Genomic DNA, 19,567 nt, shown 5'->3' with positions numbered 1-19,567 from the left:
TTTACGCTGGATCGGTCAGGATCACTCGAACATCATGTGATTCGATACTTGCTTTGGATTCTTCGCCTAAGTCTGTATCGGTAATTAAGATGTCAATGTGTTCCCATGCCAGCTCTAAGTTCGGGATCTTTCGTCCCACCTTTTCCGACTCAACCATCACGATCACTTCTCGTGACACTTCAGCCATTACTTTACTTAGGCCAACCAATTCATTGAACGTGGTTGTGCCTCTATCAAGGTCGATACCATCAGCCCCGATAAATAGTTGATCAAAATCGTAAGCTCGAAGTACTGATTCTGCGACTTTGCCTTGAAAAGAATCCGAATGGGTATCCCAAGTGCCGCCGGTCATTAGCAGTGTTGGTTCGCTTTCCAACTCATTAAGTGCATTAGCAACGTGCAACGAGTTGGTCATCACAACCAAACCACGCTTGCTGTTGAGCTGCTGAATTAGCGCTCCTGTCGTGCTACCGCTATCGATCACAATACGATTATGGTCGCGAATTAAATCTGCAGCGGCTTTCGCTAATGAAATCTTTCGAGTCGAAACTTGTGGACCCAGTTCTTCATTCACAACCTCTTTCGGTAATGAAATAGCACCACCATAACGGCGTAAAAGCTGACCGTTTTTCTCTAAAGACGCTAAGTCCTTTCTAATAGTGACCTCTGAGGTTTCGAACTTAGCGGATAATTCATCAACACTAACCTCCCCTTTTTCATTCACTAGGTTAGAAATTGCATGTCTTCTGAGCTGGGTGTTTCGTTTCGACATTTAAAAAAGGCCAGTAAGTTTCGAAGTGAAACATATTATAATTACAACGAAACTATTTAGTCCATTTATTTTGATCCAAAAAATTAATAAATAGCGATGAAACCTTGTCCTAAGACAATTGTTAAGCAGTGATATTGAACTCATTAGGTGGTAGAATCCGCACCCGAAAAGAAAAAAAATTACAAAACTGATTGTTATTTTTTTGCAACTTGCCCCCTATATCCTGGTGCAAGTCACAGAAAACCGATACTGAATCAAAACATTTTAGTCATAAAATGACTAAAATTGATGAAAGAGTTACAACTCTGAAGGACATATTGGAAGTCCCGCGCTTTTACTCAACAGGCACAAAATGTTGATGTAGCGGACCAATCTTCAGAACTTAAATAAATTTCAAATTGTAACAATACTTACCGGAGAGTACCTTCCATGAAAAAGACCAAAATCGTATGTACGATTGGCCCTAAAACTGAATCTGTAGAGAAGCTAACTGAACTAGTAGATGCTGGCATGAACGTTATGCGTCTTAACTTCTCTCACGGTGATTTCGCAGAACACGGCACTCGTATCGCGAACTTCCGTAAAGTAATGGAAAACAAAGGTGAGCAACTTGCTATCCTTCTAGATACTAAAGGTCCTGAAATCCGTACTATCAAACTTGAAGATGGTAACGACGTAGATCTAGTAGCTGGTCAAGAGTTCACTTTCACTACTGACGCAACAGTTGTTGGTAACAAAGACGTAGTAGCAGTAACTTACCTAGGTTTCGCTAAAGACCTAACAGCAGGTAACACTATCCTTGTTGATGACGGCCTAATCGAAATGGAAGTTATCGCAACAACAGAAACTGAAGTTAAGTGTAAAGTTCTTAACAACGGTGCTCTAGGCGAAAACAAAGGTGTTAACCTTCCTGGCGTTTCTGTTCAACTGCCAGCTCTTTCTGAGAAAGACAAAGCTGACCTTAAGTTTGGTTGTGAGCAAGGCGTTGATTTCGTAGCTGCTTCTTTCATCCGTAAAGAAGATGATGTTAAAGAAATCCGTGAGCTTCTAAACGCTAACGGCGGCGAAAACATCCACATCATTTCTAAGATTGAAAACCAAGAAGGTGTAGATAACTTCGATTCAATCCTTGAAGCTTCTGACGGCATCATGGTTGCTCGTGGTGACCTAGGTGTTGAAATCCCAGCTGAAGAAGTGATCTTCGCTCAGAAAATGATGATCGAGAAGTGTAACCGTGCACGTAAAATGGTTATCACTGCAACTCAAATGCTTGATTCTATGATCAGCAACCCACGTCCAACTCGCGCAGAAGCGGGTGACGTTGCGAACGCAATCATGGATGGTACTGATGCAGTAATGCTTTCTGGTGAAACGGCTAAAGGTAAGTACCCAGTTGAAGCTGTTACTATCATGGCTCAAATCGCGAACCGCACTGATTCAGCTCTTAAAGCTGAACTAGGTTCTCGTCTAGACAGCCCACGTCTACGCATCACTGAAGCAGTATGTAAAGGCGCGGTAGACACAGCAGAGAAGCTAGCTGCTCCTCTAATCGTTGTTGCAACTGAAGGCGGTAAGTCTGCACGTTCAGTACGTAAGTACTTCCCAACTGCAAACATCCTTGCTCTAACAACTAACGAAAAGACAGCTGCACAGCTAGTTCTAACTAAAGGTGTTAAGCCAGTTCTTGTTGACTCTATCGAAAACACAGACGCGTTTTACATCAACGGTAAAGAAATCGCTCTACAATCTGGCCTAGGTAACAAAGGCGACATCGTAGTTATGGTTTCTGGTGCTCTAGTTGCTTCTGGTACTACAAACACAGCGTCTGTTCACGTTCTATAATCGAGAACAGCAACGCAATAAAATATAAAAGAGGGCTTCGGCTCTCTTTTTTTATGAAACAATATCTTGCCTAACTTTTCAGTACGCTGTATTATCAAGATACAATAGAACTACGTACTGTTAAATTCCAATTGACTCTTTCTAAGAGACGGATTAGCAGACTAGAAATCAAATATATGCATGAGGTTTGTAATGTCTAGTCCTACTCTCACTGATAAAGTATCGAAAATGATTCGCCAAGATATCCTAAATGGTGAATTACTCCCTGGCCAAAAACTCGTTGTTGCTGATCTAAAAAGTAGATACAACGTGGGCGCATCGCCAATTCGTGAAGCTTTAGTACAATTGTCTTGGAGCAAGTACGTAAAACTAGAGCCACAAAAAGGCTGCTGGGTATCTCCGGTATCAAAGAAAGAGCTTAACGATTTGTACGAAAGCCTACGTGTTGTCTCTTCCGTTCTGCTTAAAAAAGCCATTTCATCGGGCGATGAGAGCTGGGAATTAGAAGTACTGACGTCTTACCATAAACTGTCTAAAATCAAATATGTGGCAGAAGAGTTTGACTGTGCAGAGTGGGAAGAGCGTCACCAACAGTTCCATGTATCACTGCTTGAAGGCGCGGATTCGGAGAACATGTTTAAGTTCTTTGATGACTTGATCAACCAAGTTAAGCGTTATCGTTTCCTAGTCCTGTCGGCTGAAGCGGTGACAGGCGATCTGTTCAATATCGATGAACACGAAATGATCATGAAACTAGTACTGGCTAAAAATGTCGATCAAGCGACAGAGCTACTGGATCAACACCTGTTAAGCTCAATGAAACGAATTGAAGAAGTTATCGAAGCGGCATAAAGCCAAGATAGATTCTAACCATATAAAAACGGAGCCAAATGGCTCCATTTTGCTTTACTGTTACTCAAACGATACAGTCGTTAATAACTACCAACCAAAAAACTCTTTGTGATGAGTATTGAGTAACAGCACCATAGGTAAAAAATATAACGCACTTAGTTGAAAACCAAGAATGGCTAATGTGCCTATGGTCAATCTCACTAAAAAATCGACAAACATACCACGCCTCTTTTCACTCGACAGTATGATCCCCAAATGCTTGCTCCAGCGAACCTAATTCGACGACTCCGCTTCAAACTATTGATAAAGCAAGCTAATCCATAGAATTAAGTTAACGGTGTCATCCTTATACTACTGGTAAACACTCTATTTATTACACCATTTGATACGATGAAATCTGAAGTACAGCCATTTACTTATTGTTCAGTTTAGCTCAAATTATCGCCAACATTAGACTTTAGTCTAACTCGCTAATGTTTGTGACACGGATCTTTCCAAAGTGAGATTTTCAGGGTTATTCAATACTGAGAGCAGTTAAATTGCTCATTCAATTGAGATAAGTGAAGAGGAGAAATGAAGGTTTCATGGGTATTCACAACAAGTTTGAATGCTGAAGGTTAAGCCACATCAGCATGGCTTGGGCACAAAGACACTGTATTGCGACCTGAGGATTTAGATTCGTAAAGCCCCACATCGGCACATTTGTACGAACGAGTACTGTTACTGGTTAAATCAGTGAAGCCGACGCTGACAGTAATTTTTGTCCCCGCGGCGAGCTCTATCTCTATTCTTAAGCGATCGAGTACGCGCTTCGCTTCTGTCAGAGACGTGTGTGGCATCAGTAATGCAAACTCCTCTCCCCCAACACGAGCAACAAAGTCAGTACTGCGAAGGCTATCTTGCAAAAGCTTAGCAACACCAGCAATCACACGGTCGCCTTCATCATGGCCAAGCTCGTCATTGATTCGCTTAAAGTTATCAATATCCACTAACGCTAAACATGTCGTCGCTTCATTAGGATAACGCTCAACTAAACGAGAATAGTAAGCGAGCTGCTCTTCGAACTTGCGACGGTTCCAGAGATTACTCAAAGAGTCTCGCTCGCTTAACACGCGTAAACGGACTTCAAGCTCTTTTCTCACCGAGATGTCGACCAGTGACGTAATGTAGTAGCTGATTTTTCCCGAGTTGTTTTTGACCGCATGAACTCGCATAATCGCAGTGAAAGGAATACGAAGTTTGTTCTTACACAACACTTCCCCCTCCCAAACCTCTTCTTGCTCTAGGTGCAGCCAGATTGAATCGCTAGAGAGTGTCTGCTCGGTATTTTCCAACAGCAGTTGTAAGGCATTATGTCCGATGACTTGTTTTTTACTGTAGCCTGTTATGTTTTCAAATTCGTTATTAATCATCATGGCACGATGCTGCTTGTCAGAGATCATCACCGCCGACATGCCATTCAATGCAGCTCGCGCCAACTTACTTTCCAAGCTACGTCGTCGATAGTGAGTCACAAGATAAGCGAACGGATAAGCAAAGATCAAAACAGTAAAGAGGACGATGATCTCCTCATGAGCAAGAACATTGAGATCGCGCTCGGCACGATCAAGAAGCTGATTTTCATTGAGTTGAATCAGAAGGTACATCTTTTGATTATTCGCGAGCCTGACGGTGTTGAACGCGAACAAGTTACCATCTTCAAAAACATAGCCCATTTGTTCACGAGAAATCGCCTCCCACGTCTTAGGGGCAATGTTTTTTAGGTTGAAGCCTTTCCTCTCAGGGACAGAGTCACCGAAAAGCTTACTGCTGTTGTTACTCGCGATGTAATAACCCGCTTCATTAACCACTTCTGCTCTAAAGTCGTAATCAGGCGAAAAGTTGAGGCGTGAAGAGAGCCCCCAAAGATCAAGGTTGATAACAAGATAGCCGACTCGTTTTTCAGACGTTTCTACCGGTGTAAACACACGTAATACTGGAACATAAGGGTAAGAGAGTTCACCATGTTCTGTCTCAAGTTCAATTCCCCAACCGCCGATCTCTTCACTTTCTAGTTCTTGTGCAAACTGATAATAACTAGAACCCGATCTGTCTTGTAGTTGTTGCGGTAAAGTCACGCCTCCCGTCATTGACGAGTAGTTCACGCGTACTAATTCCTTGCCTGCAAGGTCTAGCAAGTGAATTTGGGTGTACCATTTTTGATTAACTAAAACAGATTGCCACACCTCTTCGAGAAGGACTTTAGTTTGTTCAGACGGGGAAGTTGCAAAGTTGACGAGGCTTTGGCTATGACTGAGTAGCTACATCACGGAAACTAATTGAGCCTTTAAAAGATTGTAGTCTCGCTCGGCATACACCAATTGATGAAGAGCTTGCTTAGCAGCATCATCAAAGCTCTGCTGTTTCACTTCTTGGTAGCGTTGAAGGTAAAAGAGACCTACAGCAGAAGACAGTGCGACAGAGATAATCAGCAATGTAATTATGGCTTTTTTATTTCTCATTGCTAACTCAGGTAAATGGAATGCAGCGCGGGATTATAGCACTCTAAATAATGAACAAAATAAAAGCCGCTTAAAAAAGCGGCTTTAAAACTGTTTTTCCAATAACGATCACTTACGCTTTTAGTGCGCGCTCACCGCGAGCAATGCCAACGACACCACTTCGAGCTACTTCAAGCACTTCCGTTACCTCAGATAATGCTTGAATGAAAGCATCAAGCTTCTCGCTAGTACCGGCCATTTGCACCGTGTATTGCGAAGCCGTTACATCAACGATCTGACCACGGAAAATATCTGCTGTGCGTTTCACTTCAGCACGAGCAAAGCCGCTAGCACGTACTTTTACCATCAGAAGTTCACGCTCGATATGCTCAAGCTCAGACACTTCTTGTACTTTAAGTACGTCGATCAGTTTGTGTAGCTGTTTTTGGATCTGCTCAAGCTGCATTTCGCTTGAGTTAGTAGTGACATTCAGACGAGAAAGCGTTGGATCATCCGTAGGAGATACATTCAAAGACTCGATGTTGTAGCCACGCTGAGAAAACAAGCCAACCACTCGAGAAAGTGCACCTGGTTGGTTTTCCATTAATAGTGAAAGGATGTGTCTCATATTATGTTCTCTCCGTTTTGCTTAGCCACATGTTATCCATACCCTCGCCTTTAATCTGCATTGGGTATACGTGCTCGGTGTCATCCACACTGATATCGACAAATACCAGACGGTCTTTCATCGCTAGTGCTTTTTCCAAACCTGATTCCAGCTCATCCGGAGATGAAATACGCATGCCAACGTGGCCATAAGCCTCTGCAATCGCAGCGAAATCAGGAACAGAGTCCATATATGAGTTAGAGTGACGACCTTGATAAACAATGTCTTGCCACTGTTTTACCATGCCTAAGAAACGGTTGTTAAGGTTAATAATCTTAACGGGGATATTGTATTGCAGCGCAGTCGACAGCTCTTGGATATTCATTTGAATACTGCCGTCACCAGTAACAATCACAACTTCTTCATCAGGTTTCGCAAACTTAACGCCCATACCCGCAGGTAGACCAAAGCCCATCGTGCCTAAGCCACCAGAGTTAATCCAACGGCGTGGTTTATCGAACGGATAGTACAACGCAGCAAACATTTGGTGTTGACCAACATCCGAAGCAACATAGGCATCGCCATTGGTTACTTTATGAAGTGTTTCAATAACTTGTTGTGGCTTAATGCGCTCAGACGTTTTGTCATACGCTAAGCAATCACGTTCTTGCCATTGCTTGATTTCGCTCCACCAGCTTTCCATCGCTTGCGCGTCATTGGTGCCGCCTTGCTCAACAAGCAGGTTAACCATGCTCTCTAGTACTTTCTCAGCTGAACCTACAATCGGAAGATCCACTTTTACGTTTTTAGAGATAGAAGATGGGTCGATATCAATGTGCATGATCTTCGCATCAGGGCAGTACTTGTCTAAGTTGTTGGTGGTACGGTCATCGAAACGTACGCCGATACCAAAGATCAAATCCGCATTGTGCATCGCCATATTGGCTTCATACAAACCATGCATACCCAACATACCCAAAGAGTTTTTATGGGTACCAGGGAAAGCGCCAAGCCCCATCAGGGTACTTACCACGGGTAAATTTAGTGCTTCTGCCAATTTTAACAATGGCTTATCTGCCTCAGAAATAATCGCACCACCACCGACGTAAAGCACCGGTTTTTTCGCTTCAAGAAGTGCCTTTAATGCCTTCTTGATCTGTCCTTTATGCCCAGTAAGCGTTGGATTATACGAACGCATTTTGATCGTTTCTGGGTATTCATAAGGAAGTTTGATTTGTGGGTTTAGAATATCTTTCGGCAAATCGATAACGACAGGACCTGGACGTCCTGTCGTCGAAATATAGAATGCTTTTTTAACAACGTCTGGGATATCTTCCGCTTTCTTCACTAGGAAGCTGTGTTTAACGATCGGACGGGATACACCCACGATGTCACACTCTTGGAAAGCGTCGTTACCAATCAGGCTATTTGGTACGTTACCAGAAATAACAATCATTGGAATTGAGTCCATATAGGCTGTGGCAATACCAGTAACGGTATTGGTCGCGCCCGGACCAGAACATACAAGTACCACACCCGGTTTACCGGTCGAACGAGTATAGCCATCTGCCATGTGGGTAGCGGCTTGTTCATGTCGTACTAATACGTGTTTAATTTCAGCCGTTTTTGCATGCAGGGCATCATAGATATCAAGTACAGAACCACCTGGGTAACCAAAGATCTGTTCTACACCCTCTTCAATTAGAGACTGCACCACCATCTCAGCGCCGGATAACATGGCTGTTTCAGGTTTCGTTGTCATATTGCTCTCCTCACCAGTTTCCAATCACATTGGGTGAACATGTTGGGCTGGTTTTACATAGTCTAGGGCTTATTCGTAGCCTAATTCGAAATACTTCCACTTTTTCGGCTATGGCTGTCTGTCGTGATAACAACAAACAGTAATACGAAACAACTTTAACGCTTTATTATCATCTGGTCTAACACCAGAGATCCTACAATCATGTCAAAAAACCAACTATTAGCTGAAAGCATCAAATAAAACCCAAGACAAAACCAAAACTTAGATTTAAAAACCAATCAGAACCCCAAAAAAAGAGTTAAATATTCAAATGAATTGCAGTTTATCGATTAATTACACCCTTATTGATGTGCGCTTTCGCACATTGTGCTGTGTCAGTAGGCATAAAAAATCCCCCTAAAATGCAATCACATTCGTAGGGGGATTTTTAAACAACTAAAAATTTATCTAAGCAGAAAACTACTTATCTTTCGGCTTTTCAGTGTACATTTCTTCGATTTCGTCTTGATACTTATCGTTGATAACCTTACGACGCAATTTCTGAGTTGGTGTCAGCTCGCCATCATCCATAGAGAACGCTTTTGGTAACAGCTTGAATTTCTTCACTTGCTCAAACTTCGCTAGCTCTTGTTGCAGGTCATTCACGCGCTTCTCTAGCATCTCGACTATTTGGTGGTGCTTAATAAGCTCAACACGGTCGTGATACTTGATGTTAAGTTCTTTAGCGTACTCTTCTAGCGAGTCATAACAAGGAACAATTAGTGCAGAAACGAATTTTCGCGTATCAGCGATAACGGCAATCTGTTCGATAAAGTGATCTTTACCAATCGCGCCTTCCACGACTTGCGGTGCAATGTACTTGCCGCCAGAGGTTTTCATTAACTCTTTGATACGGTCAGTAATGAACAGGTTTCCATTTTCATCAAAATGACCTGCATCACCAGTTTTCAGGAAGCCGTGCTCATCAAAAGTCTTAGCAGTCTCTTCTGGCATCTTGTAGTAGCCTCGCATTACCATTGGGCCACGAACAAGAATCTCGTTCTTCGCACCAATTTTCACTTCTGCACCTGGCATCGACATACCAATTGAATCAGGATTAAAACAACGATCATCCCAGCATGATACTGTCGCCGTTGTTTCCGTCATGCCGTAGCCAAGTTTTACGTTGATACCGATAGCATGGAAGAAGCGACCAATGGTTTCATCCAGCTTCGCGCCACCACATGGCATGAAGTTAATGTTACCGCCTAGCAATGCGCGTAGTTTAGAGAGCACAAGCTTATCGGCTAGCGCATGGCTCTTCTTCAGCATTAACGATGGTGTACGACCTTCTTGGTGACAAACCGAGAGCTTAGCCCCCATGTTCACAGCCCAAGTAAAGAGCACTTTACGAATAAACGGTGCTTTAGATACCTTCTCGTGAATCGCTGAGAAAATCTTCTCGTAGAAGCGAGGAACCGCAGACATAACCGTAGGTTTAACGTCGCTCAACGCATCACGAACTTGCATGGTGTCTTGCAGATAGCAGTTGGTTGCGCCTTTATAAAGGACATAGAAAGTCCAAGCACGCTCAAATACATGTGATAACGGAAGAAAACACAATGAGACATCGTCTTTAGTCAGGCTAAGACGCTCATCGTGGCCTTCTAGTTGATAGCCAATATTGGTGTAATCAAGCATTACGCCTTTCGGCTGGCCTGTAGTACCAGAGGTATAGATGAGGGTTAGTAGATCGTCCATGCTTGCAGCTGCAAGACGAGCATCAAGTTCAGCTTGTTGAGCTTCAACACCACGCGCCATAAAATCTTGCCAAGACACAGCAAAACTGTGCTCTTGAGTATCGATGTCAGCAGACATAGCAACGATGCTTTTAAGCTGTTCACACTCTTCGAAGATGTTAACAGCAGCATCAAACTGAGCTTGTTCACCAACAAATAAGATCTTCACATCCGCATTCTGGATAATGTAAGAAGACTGTGCAGCGGTGTTCGTTGGATAAATCGGTACTGTCACAAGACGAGCTTGTAGAGATGCACAATCTGCCACAGTCCACTGAGGCATATTATTGGAATAGATACCGATCTTATCTTGAACTCTCAATCCTTGAGCCAACAGTGCTAATGAAAGCGTATCGATTTGCTGTCCAAATTTTTCCCAGCTAATACCTTGCCATACATCGTCTACTTTGTATTTCAAAGCTGTACGGCTGCCACCTTGGGCAATCTGGTCACGAAGTCTTTTTACGATATGAAAATCTAAATTGGCCATCTCTTTACCTTTGGCTTACACCTGTAAGCTTTTTTGAGCGCACAAGTGTACCTCTGCTCATGGAAAAGGCAACTGATGAAGCTCAAAGTTATAAGTAATAGTACGTCTCACGCTAAGTTTTCTATCAACAAAAATAGCAGGTACAAAAAAGCCCTAAGCCAGAGTCCCAGCTTAGGGCTTACAAATCATAGGGATTAGTGCTTAGTTAAGCGCCACGACTTCGCCACAGATCATCATTAACTGATCTCGTAACCAAATGTGTCCTTTATCCTTTTCACTTGATTCGTGCCAGCTTAGGAAGCCAGAAATTGCCGCATTATCGAATGGGAAATCTAGAATCTGAAGCTGATCTTTGTTCGCTGCATGCTCAACCATCCAACGAGGTGCAACCGTTACAAGCTCAGATTGACCAACAACGTAAAGTACATTGCTTAAGCTCGTCCCTTCGTAGAAAGGCGTGCAATCTAGATCACGGTACGCTTGCTCAGAGAAACTACGCTGACCATGGATACGAGACAGTTTTGCGTGCTTTTCGTTGAGCAGCTCAGCAGCTGAAACTTCGCCATTGATGCGAGAGTGAGAAGCAGAAGCAACCACAACCAACTCGTCTTGGAAGATCTCAGTGCTTGAGAAGCCTTGCTCATCAAAGCGAGCGTAATCAATCACGAAGTCGATTTCTTGGTAACGCATACGCTCAGAAAGTTGACGATCAAACTCAGCGTCCATGTGCAATTTTACACTCGGTGCTTGGTCGTTGATTGTCGACATGATCTTAGGAGCAAAACGCATGTCACATGGGCTGCAAATCGCAAGTTTAAACAAGCGAGAAGAAGACTCAGGAGAGAACACAGAACTTGGTAGTTCGTTGCGTACTAATTGTAGAGCTTGGCGGATTGGACCAAACAACTGACGAGCACGTTGAGTCGGCTGAATACCACGACCTTGGCGCATGAATAGTTCGTCGTTGAACATCACTTTTAGACGAGCAACAGCGTTACTTACCGCTGGCTGAGACATACCCAGATTATGAGCTGCACGCGTAATGTTCTGCTCTTGCATAACTGCATCAAATACAGTCAAAAGATTTAGGTCGACTCCACGAAGTGTGCTTTCCATTCTGTAGCTTGCAATTGCACTCATTGCGTCTTTTTCTCTAACATTCAAGTTGCCTCTTGTCGGTTCGACAGCGTTAAATTGGTAATGGTATGGGAATAGATAACCACTAATTCTTATATTTATCAGACCGATGCTTTTCGGATTACCACTACTATTAACCAATAATTCGCACGCTACCAACAAGATTGATAAAGAATAATTTTATTTTACCTTAATGATTAAATAACGACTTAAAATCAACCGCTTACAGAGTTATAAAAAAACATAAAAAGCGACAATTATGATTTTCATTTCGACTTATTTAGCTGTTCTATCGTTTGGTTACATTTGTTACAATTTATTGAACCTGTGAATTGTTCACCCAGTCAATTCAGAAGCAATACTTATGAGTTAGGTGAGCGATGCATAACTTGGAAAATCAACCTTGTCCCAAAGTTGCTTTCTTAAGTCTTCCTGATTCGACCAATTTCCCGCTAATACCCACTCTGCAATCGCACTGGCGACGTCTGGGTAAGTGACCACCTCAGCCTGTTTTTCGTTAAGCCACTCACGTAACGTCGCCGCATCCAAAAAGCTCATGGTTTGGGCCAGCCCTAATGCCTCAAGCGTGGCCACATTACTTTGCTGTTCAAACTGTCCTTCAAGCGGTTTAAGCAATAACTTCTTCCCCAAGGTTAAGGCTTCAGATGGCAATTCAAAACCACCATTAGCCACCACTCCAGAGCACTGGTTGAGGTCGAATTGGAAGCCGGCATGACTGAGTGGTTTGAACTCAATATTTTCAACTCGGCTTTGCTCAATAATATTCGGGTGATAGCAGACAAAGTTGTGAGAAATGGACTTCATCAGAAGCTCTGAAATCGCCTCTAGATCTTCAAACGGTAAGTAGACCAAAGTGAAATCTTGCGGTGCTTTGGTTTTCTGATCACCAATGAGCGTGTGAACGATAGGTGGCAATATTGGCTGTTCAAAGTGGTACCAATGCAAACCAATAGCATGCTCTGTTGGCGCAAAATGTTGAATAACAGAATGTTCAATCCAGTTACCCCCCTTCTTTAGGTACATCATAACGGAATGCATTTTGGTGGCTTATCCCAATACACGGGACACCTTGTTTTTTGGCAGCCCAAGCGGTTACCGGTTCGAAGTCATTCAATACCAAATCATAAGGTGTGAGATCGATCTTCTTCATTTCCTTAAGGAATCGCCATATACTATTTTTGATGAAAGTCTTGGAGTATTTAACCTTACCTTGCTCACTGTAAAAGGTGAGTCCATGCCGAGTTTGATAGTTGCCAAATTCTTCCATGGAAAAGTATTTACTCTCATCCCGTCCAGAAAACAGAAAATCGACATCAATATTATGTTGGCGAAAAGCAACAGCCATTGCTCTCGCACGAGCGATGTGACCATTCCCAGTACCTTGTACGCCATATAAGATTTTCATTCAGGTTCCTTGAAGATTAACAATTCGAGATCGGTTGTCTTTGCCTGTGCCTTTTTAATATCAACAACAGAACAAACAGCCATACGACTAAGCGCTATAAAATGAAGTAAATGGCTAGGTTTGTGCACGCTATACCTAGCGCTGCACCAATCAAGACATCCGTTAAAAAGTGCACACCGAGTAGGATTCGAGAGCCAGCAATCGCTGTCGCCCAAATTAAGCTAAAAAGATAGAGACTTGGATAGAAATGTCCGATTAGAGTCGCCATAACAAATGCAGCAGCGGAATGCCCAGAAGGCAGGCTATATTTATCTGATGGCACAATGTGAGAGTGAAGCAATGAAGAGAATTCAGCCGGTCTACGGCGCTTAAGGGTGTTCTTGGCTAACCAATAAATCGGCAGCTCTATCGCAAAAGCGGCGAGACCAACCATTAAAAATTCACGACCTGTATAACCATCAGCTAACAGCGCAATCAGAGCGATCAACACATATAGGTGACCATCCCCGGTATGAGACACCGCTTTACTCAGTGTTGCATGTTGCCCGCTATAACGGTTCTTCAAACAGAAAACAGAAAATGCCACATCCCAGCGGACAATAGGTTCGATAGTACGCATACGATCTCCTTAACAATCCTTATTCAGTTAAGGCTCAAGGTATGCCCCTGAAATGACAGTTAAGTGACGTTTTGAATGAACTAAAATGAATTTTGAAGTGAATGACTAACCGAAGTCGTGGTCGTGAGCACTTAGATACAAATAAAGCGACTCAAGGTCGCTTTATTGTTCTTAGAATAGGTAATAACCGATATCTATCTCGTTTCTAGTCCATTAGCGGCTCATGCTTTTTCACTAAACCAAAGTCAGCCAAGATGGCGTAAGCCGCAGGGATCATGAACAACACCAATAAGGTAGAGGCAAAAATACCAAATACGATCGAGATAACCAGCGGCTGAATAACCTGTGCCTGTAAACTGGTTTCCGTTAACAACGGTAGCAAACCTGCCGCTGTCGTCATTGAGGTCAAGAATACCGCACGGAAACGCTCGCGACTGGCTTTCACCACCGAGTCATGCACGCTATCGCCCTCGTCGACGTGATGACGAATGTATTGCACTAACAAGATGGAATCATTGACCACAATGCCCGCAAGCGACACAAAGCCCATCATGCTCGGCATACTTAACGCGTGCCCTAACAACCAGTGACCGACAACTACCCCAATGAAGGCCAGTGGAATCGCTAACATTACGACGACCGGTTCCAAGTAGCTTCGGAACTGATAACTCAGAATCGCAAACACACCGAATAACCCCAACAAGAAACCTTTACCCATCGAGGCTCCAGTCTTAGCCGCATCTTTGGCTTCACCTTCAAAATCGAAGCGTAAGCCCGGGTATTTCTGAATAAGCTTGGCTGCTTCATCTTTTTGGAACTGAGCCAAAATTGCTGCAGAGCTCGCCTTCTTATTATCAATATCACCAAAGATACTGATGGTTCTCAAGCCATCGATACGCTGAATTCGTACGTAGTTGCGTTGGAAATCTAACGTTGCCAACGTTGCTAGCGGAATCTGGCTGCCATCTGCAGTGATAATGGGGAAGTTAGCCAGTTGCTGTAAATCGCCAGCCTGTTCTTTATCAAGTCGCACCTCAATCGAGATATTCTCAACTCCAATTTGAATCTCATCCGCAGTCTGACCAAAGAAGGCCGCACGTAGCTGAGAAGCAATCATCTGCCCATTCACATTGTAGGTTTCCGCACCTGGGCGCAGCTTAACTAAGATCTCTTCTTTACCCATACGCATGTCATCAAGCACGCCATGCACACCATCAAACTGATTAAGGTACTCCTGAATATCTAAAGAAGCCGATTTCAATGCAGCAAGATCATCATGTTTGGCGCGGATCTCGATAGCACGTCCGCCCGGCCCCATCGTAGGCTGTTTGAAAACTAGCGAGATAGGATCAGCCAAATCGCCGATGTCTTCCCGCCATGCATCAATAAAATCATCGATAACGGTGTTGCGGCTCTCTGCACCACGCAAGTCTAAGCGCACAGTGGCTAAGTGTGGGCCTGATTCATTGGCATCTGCGTTAGCATTGAATTGGCTGGTGATATGCTCAACCAATTTATTACCGTCCTCTACGTCTTCACTCCACTGCTCATTCAAACGTTCAGCAGAAGCGACTATTTTGTCGACGACTCTCTCGGTTTGAGACAGTGATGCGCCCGGTGGAAGAATAATACGCGCTTCAGCAATATCGCCATCCAACTCAGGGAAGGGCTGGAATTTGACAACGCCACCAGCAATCAAGGAGATAGATAACAACAGCAGAGTTATCACACCACCCATAAAGGCATAACGGAACGTGACCACCTTCTCGACCATGTTCACCAAGGTTGTATTGCGGAAGTTCTCAAACTTCTCTAACAACACAACTTTGAAACGCAGCGCTGGCTTGTCATTTTTTTCTTTGCGTAATGAATGAGATAAGTGATTTGGTAGAATAAGAAACGCTTCGATTAGGCTCAGCGACAACACCAAGATAAGAACCTGAGGCACCGCTTTAAGCACCGCGCCCATTTCCCCATCAAGGAATAGTAAGCTACCGAAAATACACACCGTGGTTAAGAAAGAAGATAACACCCCGGGGAGCACTTTCTTAACACCGTTGTATACCGCATCATCAACGTTTTGCCCCCTATCTAAATGGGAGGCTATCGATTCGGCAATTACGATGGCGTCATCCATCATAATACCGATCGCCATCAATAGGCCGACCAGTGACATGATGTTGATCGACAAGCCAAGGTTCGCCATTAAGAACAAACCACCAAGGAAAGCGACGGGTAAACCTGCCGCCACCCAGAATGAATATCGCAAACTGAAGAACAACCACATGGTGGCAAACACCAGCACAATACCTTGCCAGCCGTTGCGTACCATCATGGTTAAACGATCCCAAAGTACAGACGAGAGATCATTGGTCATTTGAAGTGTCACGCCATCAGGGGCTATCGCGCTCTGATCTTCCACGAATCGGGTGACGTTTTCTTTAATTCGTAGCGCATCATCTTCTTTGTTTTTACTGATCTTCAATAGCGCAGAAGGCTTACCATCAAATAGAACCTTCTGTTCATCCAGTTCAAAGCGATCGGTGATCTTAGCAATATCCCTCAAACGGATCACTGAGCCATTCGGCGCTGATCCAACCACGATACTCTCTAATTCAACCGGCGTAATTCGTCTTTCATCAAAACGAATCAAGAAGTTTTTGTCTGGCGTCTCAACGTTACCACTTGGTAGCTTTACATTCTGACGACCTATTTGGTCTGCAATATCACCGACACTCAAACCTAACTGACGAATGGCTTGGGTATCCAGTTCCACAAGATATTGGTGATCAGAGAAGCCGCTAACATCGACCAGTGAAACATCATAATCAAGCTTCATGATACGTTTGAGGCCTTCAGCGTAGGCCTTAAGTTCAGGCCATGAAGTTTCAGCTGTAATCGCGATATCCACTACCGGTTCATTCCAATCCAACTCTTGAACAACTGGAGATTCAATCTCGCTCGGGAAATCATTGATCGAGTTGATCTGAGTTTGCACGTCCACCAGCATTCGACCGATGTCTGCTTTCTCATTAAGCTTCAGAATAAGACGAGCACTGCCTTCTATTGCCTCACACTGAGTTTCTTCAATATTAGCTAGGCCATCGACGGCATCTTCCATTCGCACACACAAGCTCTCTTCCACTTCTTGTGGTGATGCACCGGGATAAACGATCGCCGCCATAATGTAAGGTGGATCATAGGCAGGAAAGGTTTCGCGCTTGATGGTTGATAATGAGGCCAAACCCATGATCAACAAACCAAGCATCAATAAGTTTGCAGCCGTCGGGTGTCGGGAGAAGAACCGAATCATGACGCATTCTCCTGCACACCCGCTGCTAATTCAGTAGGCTTCGACTCTTTAAGCAGCATGCCTTCAATCGCAGGTAAAACGTCATTGAGAATTAACTTATCACCAGCGTGCAGTTCACCCTCCACCACCACTTGGTTATCTCGGCGATAAAGCACTTCAACATTCACCACTTGTAAGCGCTGGCTGTCATCCATCAAATAAATCTTATCGCCATGTAAAGCGCGTTCAGGCACAACCCAACTCGGATTGGCTAAGCCTTCAATCTCCGCTTTGACGAACATGCCATTGACCAAAGGAGTGGCACTGCTTGGCTGAAGAGCTGAATAGTCTTGACCAATCTCAAGAATGATCCCTGCAGTGGCTTGGTTCTCATCAACGGTTTCACTGATTCTCGCCACCTTAGCAGGCCAACTGAGGTTAAGGCTGCCACTGTTTAGCTGAATACTTGCTTTGATCGGTGCTTCATAAGGCTTCGGTATGCCTGCGGCATCACGAGGGAATTGAGTAAAGCTTGAGGCTAACGTTTGCATATCGTGAATAGAGAGTTGCGCCTCAACTTCCATAACCTTAATCCCGTGAGCAACAAACATCTCTTGCTGAAGATTAACCACTTGGTTTTGTTCGATATCGACCTGCGCAATCCTCATCGCTCTAGGCAGGGTGATGGTTGTTTTATCTAAAGATCGTTGCACCTCTTTTACCTTAGAGACATTGACCTTAATCACCGCTTCCGCGACACGCTTTTCATCTGGCATCAGCGCAATTTGGTTATCAATATCCAATACGATCTTCTGTTGAGATAACGCACTTTGCTGCTGGAGATCAACATCGGATTGAGAGGTGAGCCCTTTCTTACGCAGATCTTGTTTACGTTGCAGCTCTTTATTGCTGATCACTAAGCGGTTCTTTTCGATCTTTAGAGTCTGCTTAAGGTTATCTTCTTCTTGGTTCAATTTAGCTAATGAGGTCTGACTTGATTTAAGATCCGCTTCAGCTTGTACCAATTTCAACTCGTAATCTAAGGGATCGATCTTGAGTACCTCAGTTCCCGCTGGAATGATCTGCCCTTTTTCTAGGTCTGGATGTCGATAAACAATCTGCCCAGTCACCTCGGCAATGGCTTTCCATTGAACCTTAGGTTCCACCTTGCCAAAGCCCACCGCCAACGGCGCGATCATTTGTTGTTCTAAACTGACGGTTTCGACTAAACGAGATCGATCGCCCGCAGGCTTAGTCGGCAGATCAGGTTTCAAATTAATTGCAGCCACAAGACTGATAACACCAACCGCTAGAGCCGGAAAGAATAGGAGCTTTTTACTTATTTTCATTATTTGGGTTCCTGCTCAGATGAAGGGCTAGATACATTGATAAAGCCTTCGGTCATCAATTGAATGTTGTGTTCGATTAGGCGGTTAAGAAAGGCTTCATTAAGCTCAATACCGTGGATCGCTAACAAAGGTGGCGGTGCAATAAAAGGAAATACCATCAAGCTTATATACGAAACGCGACACAGTTTTGGATCCATGTTTTGTTTCAAGATACCCTGCGCAACTAACTTTTCAAAGATGACATCTTGCGCTGGCTTAGCCACATCAAGAAAGACCTTCTCTAGCAACTCTCTTTGAACTTCTGAAGGTGGCATATTCATCACTTGAGCAATCAAGCGAGGAAACTTCGGCACCTTAACCATCTCTTTGTAGTAAGTCCGCATTAGGTCGAGAAAGTTCTCGTGACTGCTCTCTTCAACCAACTTCTGCATTTGCAATTGCATAGGACGCAGCGTTTCGCGAAGCATGGCTTCAAACAAGCCCGCTTTATTACCAAAGTAATAACGGATCATCGCGATGTTCACGCCTGCACGCTCGGCAATTAAGCGTGTCGACACCTTATCGTATGGTTGGACAACAAACAGATCACGAGCATGTTCTATGAGTAGTTGTCGCACATCCAAATTCTGTTGAGGCCGCCCTGCTTTGCGCGCTGTCATCACTTTGACCTAGTCTATAATTAATCAGATGATTAATTATAGAGAGAAATAGATGCAACTGAAGAAGATTAATTACTCACTATTTAATCAAATGATTAATTAAATCGAACCATACTTTTAATTCTGTTGGTGAATCGTTCCATTAAAAAGATTTACTACAAAGTTTTAACCTACACATCAGCCAAACGATAAACTAACCCGCCAATACAAAACTTCCAATCAGTCGATTTCGCCAACATCAGAACAAAAAACAGCACAAACCAAACCAAAACACTGCCAATGCACGCTGATATTGGATTTTCTTGTTTGACGCTCAGAATAAATTACGGTAAATATGGTGTTAACAGTTTATTTACGGATATTTGTGTAATGATTTTTTCTTCTTCTCGACTGCTGAAACTTCTCCTTATCGTGAACCAATCGCGCGGGTAAGTTGTGGGTCAAGAACTACACAAATATTAAAACCCGCGCTGAGCGGGTTTTTTTGTAACTGGCACTTTTA

General features: G+C 43.7%; 11 protein-coding genes and 2 pseudogenes. 2 read left to right on the top strand and 11 right to left on the bottom strand.

The window, feature by feature from the left end; genetic code table 11:
• Window position 1: 1 nt before the first annotated feature.
• Complete coding sequence (locus ACMAZD_RS02515; protein WP_004736011.1) at window positions 2-772, bottom strand: DeoR/GlpR family DNA-binding transcription regulator; 771 nt, start codon at window positions 770-772, stop codon at window positions 2-4.
• Between the two features lie 429 nt (window positions 773-1,201).
• On the opposite strand from ACMAZD_RS02515, the gene pykF reads away from it, so the two are divergent.
• Window positions 1,202-2,614, top strand: coding sequence for a pyruvate kinase PykF (gene pykF, locus ACMAZD_RS02510; RefSeq protein ID WP_017104457.1), 1,413 nt, complete (start codon window positions 1,202-1,204; stop codon window positions 2,612-2,614).
• 228 nt (window positions 2,615-2,842) lie between these two features.
• Window positions 2,843-3,466, top strand: coding sequence for a GntR family transcriptional regulator (locus tag ACMAZD_RS02505; RefSeq protein ID WP_435249315.1), 624 nt, complete (start codon window positions 2,843-2,845; stop codon window positions 3,464-3,466).
• 617 nt (window positions 3,467-4,083) lie between these two features.
• Here the strand turns inward: ACMAZD_RS02505 and ACMAZD_RS02500 are convergent.
• The 10 genes and pseudogenes from ACMAZD_RS02500 to ACMAZD_RS02455 all read right to left on the bottom strand — a co-directional run bounded on the left by ACMAZD_RS02500 (window position 4,084) and on the right by ACMAZD_RS02455 (window position 19,065).
• Window positions 4,084-5,967: pseudogene (locus ACMAZD_RS02500) on the bottom strand (diguanylate cyclase).
• 112 nt (window positions 5,968-6,079) lie between these two features.
• Complete coding sequence (gene ilvN / locus ACMAZD_RS02495) at window positions 6,080-6,574, bottom strand: acetolactate synthase small subunit (RefSeq protein WP_004735875.1); 495 nt, start codon at window positions 6,572-6,574, stop codon at window positions 6,080-6,082.
• Between the two features lies 1 nt (window position 6,575).
• Window positions 6,576-8,315, bottom strand: a complete 1,740-nt coding sequence (locus ACMAZD_RS02490; RefSeq protein WP_435248439.1) for an acetolactate synthase 3 large subunit — start codon at window positions 8,313-8,315, stop codon at window positions 6,576-6,578.
• A gap of 459 nt (window positions 8,316-8,774) precedes the next feature.
• Entirely contained in the window at window positions 8,775-10,583 is a 1,809-nt protein-coding gene (locus tag ACMAZD_RS02485; RefSeq protein WP_435248438.1) for an AMP-dependent synthetase/ligase, read from the bottom strand.
• Between the two features lie 201 nt (window positions 10,584-10,784).
• Window positions 10,785-11,723, bottom strand: coding sequence for a transcriptional regulator LeuO (gene leuO, locus ACMAZD_RS02480; protein ID WP_435248437.1), 939 nt, complete (start codon window positions 11,721-11,723; stop codon window positions 10,785-10,787).
• Between the two features lie 366 nt (window positions 11,724-12,089).
• Window positions 12,090-13,146, bottom strand: a pseudogene (locus tag ACMAZD_RS02475) (MJ1255/VC2487 family glycosyltransferase).
• 94 nt (window positions 13,147-13,240) lie between these two features.
• Window positions 13,241-13,765 carry a phosphatase PAP2 family protein gene (locus ACMAZD_RS02470; protein WP_435248436.1) on the bottom strand — a complete coding sequence of 175 codons (525 nt, stop codon included), beginning with the start codon at window positions 13,763-13,765 and terminating at the stop codon, window positions 13,241-13,243.
• Between the two features lie 205 nt (window positions 13,766-13,970).
• Window positions 13,971-17,078: an efflux RND transporter permease subunit gene (locus ACMAZD_RS02465; protein ID WP_435248435.1), complete on the bottom strand. Its 3,108-nt coding sequence runs from the start codon at window positions 17,076-17,078 to the stop codon at window positions 13,971-13,973.
• Window positions 17,075-18,406, bottom strand: coding sequence for an efflux RND transporter periplasmic adaptor subunit (locus ACMAZD_RS02460; protein ID WP_435248434.1), 1,332 nt, complete (start codon window positions 18,404-18,406; stop codon window positions 17,075-17,077). Before ACMAZD_RS02460 ends, ACMAZD_RS02465 begins: the two co-directional genes overlap by 4 nt.
• The gene (locus tag ACMAZD_RS02455; protein ID WP_192889907.1) at window positions 18,406-19,065 is read right to left on the bottom strand and encodes a TetR/AcrR family transcriptional regulator; all 660 of its coding nucleotides are present in this window, start codon (window positions 19,063-19,065) and stop codon (window positions 18,406-18,408) included. Before ACMAZD_RS02455 ends, ACMAZD_RS02460 begins: the two co-directional genes overlap by 1 nt.
• Window positions 19,066-19,567 lie beyond the last annotated feature (502 nt).

Origin of the sequence: Vibrio sp. nBUS_14, assembly GCF_051201655.1 — a bacterium.
In the GTDB taxonomy this organism is placed as follows: domain Bacteria; phylum Pseudomonadota; class Gammaproteobacteria; order Enterobacterales; family Vibrionaceae; genus Vibrio.
Note: the sequence above shows the minus strand (reverse complement) of the source record. Positions and strands in the feature narration are given on the sequence as shown.

Bases quoted from the DNA above. Each gene is read 5' to 3' on its own strand.
- ACMAZD_RS02505 (WP_435249315.1), top strand. From the start codon at position 2,843: ATGATTCGCCAAGATATCCTAAATGGTGAATTACTCCCTGGCCAAAAA.
- ACMAZD_RS02470 (WP_435248436.1), bottom strand. From the start codon at position 13,765: ATGCGTACTATCGAACCTATTGTCCGCTGGGATGTGGCATTTTCTGTT.
- ACMAZD_RS02490 (WP_435248439.1), bottom strand. From the start codon at position 8,315: ATGACAACGAAACCTGAAACAGCCATGTTATCCGGCGCTGAGATGGTG.
- pykF (WP_017104457.1), top strand. From the start codon at position 1,202: ATGAAAAAGACCAAAATCGTATGTACGATTGGCCCTAAAACTGAATCT.
- leuO (WP_435248437.1), bottom strand. From the start codon at position 11,723: ATGAGTGCAATTGCAAGCTACAGAATGGAAAGCACACTTCGTGGAGTC.
- ACMAZD_RS02515 (WP_004736011.1), bottom strand. From the start codon at position 772: ATGTCGAAACGAAACACCCAGCTCAGAAGACATGCAATTTCTAACCTA.
- ACMAZD_RS02455 (WP_192889907.1), bottom strand. From the start codon at position 19,065: ATGACAGCGCGCAAAGCAGGGCGGCCTCAACAGAATTTGGATGTGCGA.
- ACMAZD_RS02465 (WP_435248435.1), bottom strand. From the start codon at position 17,078: ATGATTCGGTTCTTCTCCCGACACCCGACGGCTGCAAACTTATTGATG.
- ACMAZD_RS02460 (WP_435248434.1), bottom strand. From the start codon at position 18,406: ATGAAAATAAGTAAAAAGCTCCTATTCTTTCCGGCTCTAGCGGTTGGT.
- ACMAZD_RS02485 (WP_435248438.1), bottom strand. From the start codon at position 10,583: ATGGCCAATTTAGATTTTCATATCGTAAAAAGACTTCGTGACCAGATT.
- ilvN (WP_004735875.1), bottom strand. From the start codon at position 6,574: ATGAGACACATCCTTTCACTATTAATGGAAAACCAACCAGGTGCACTT.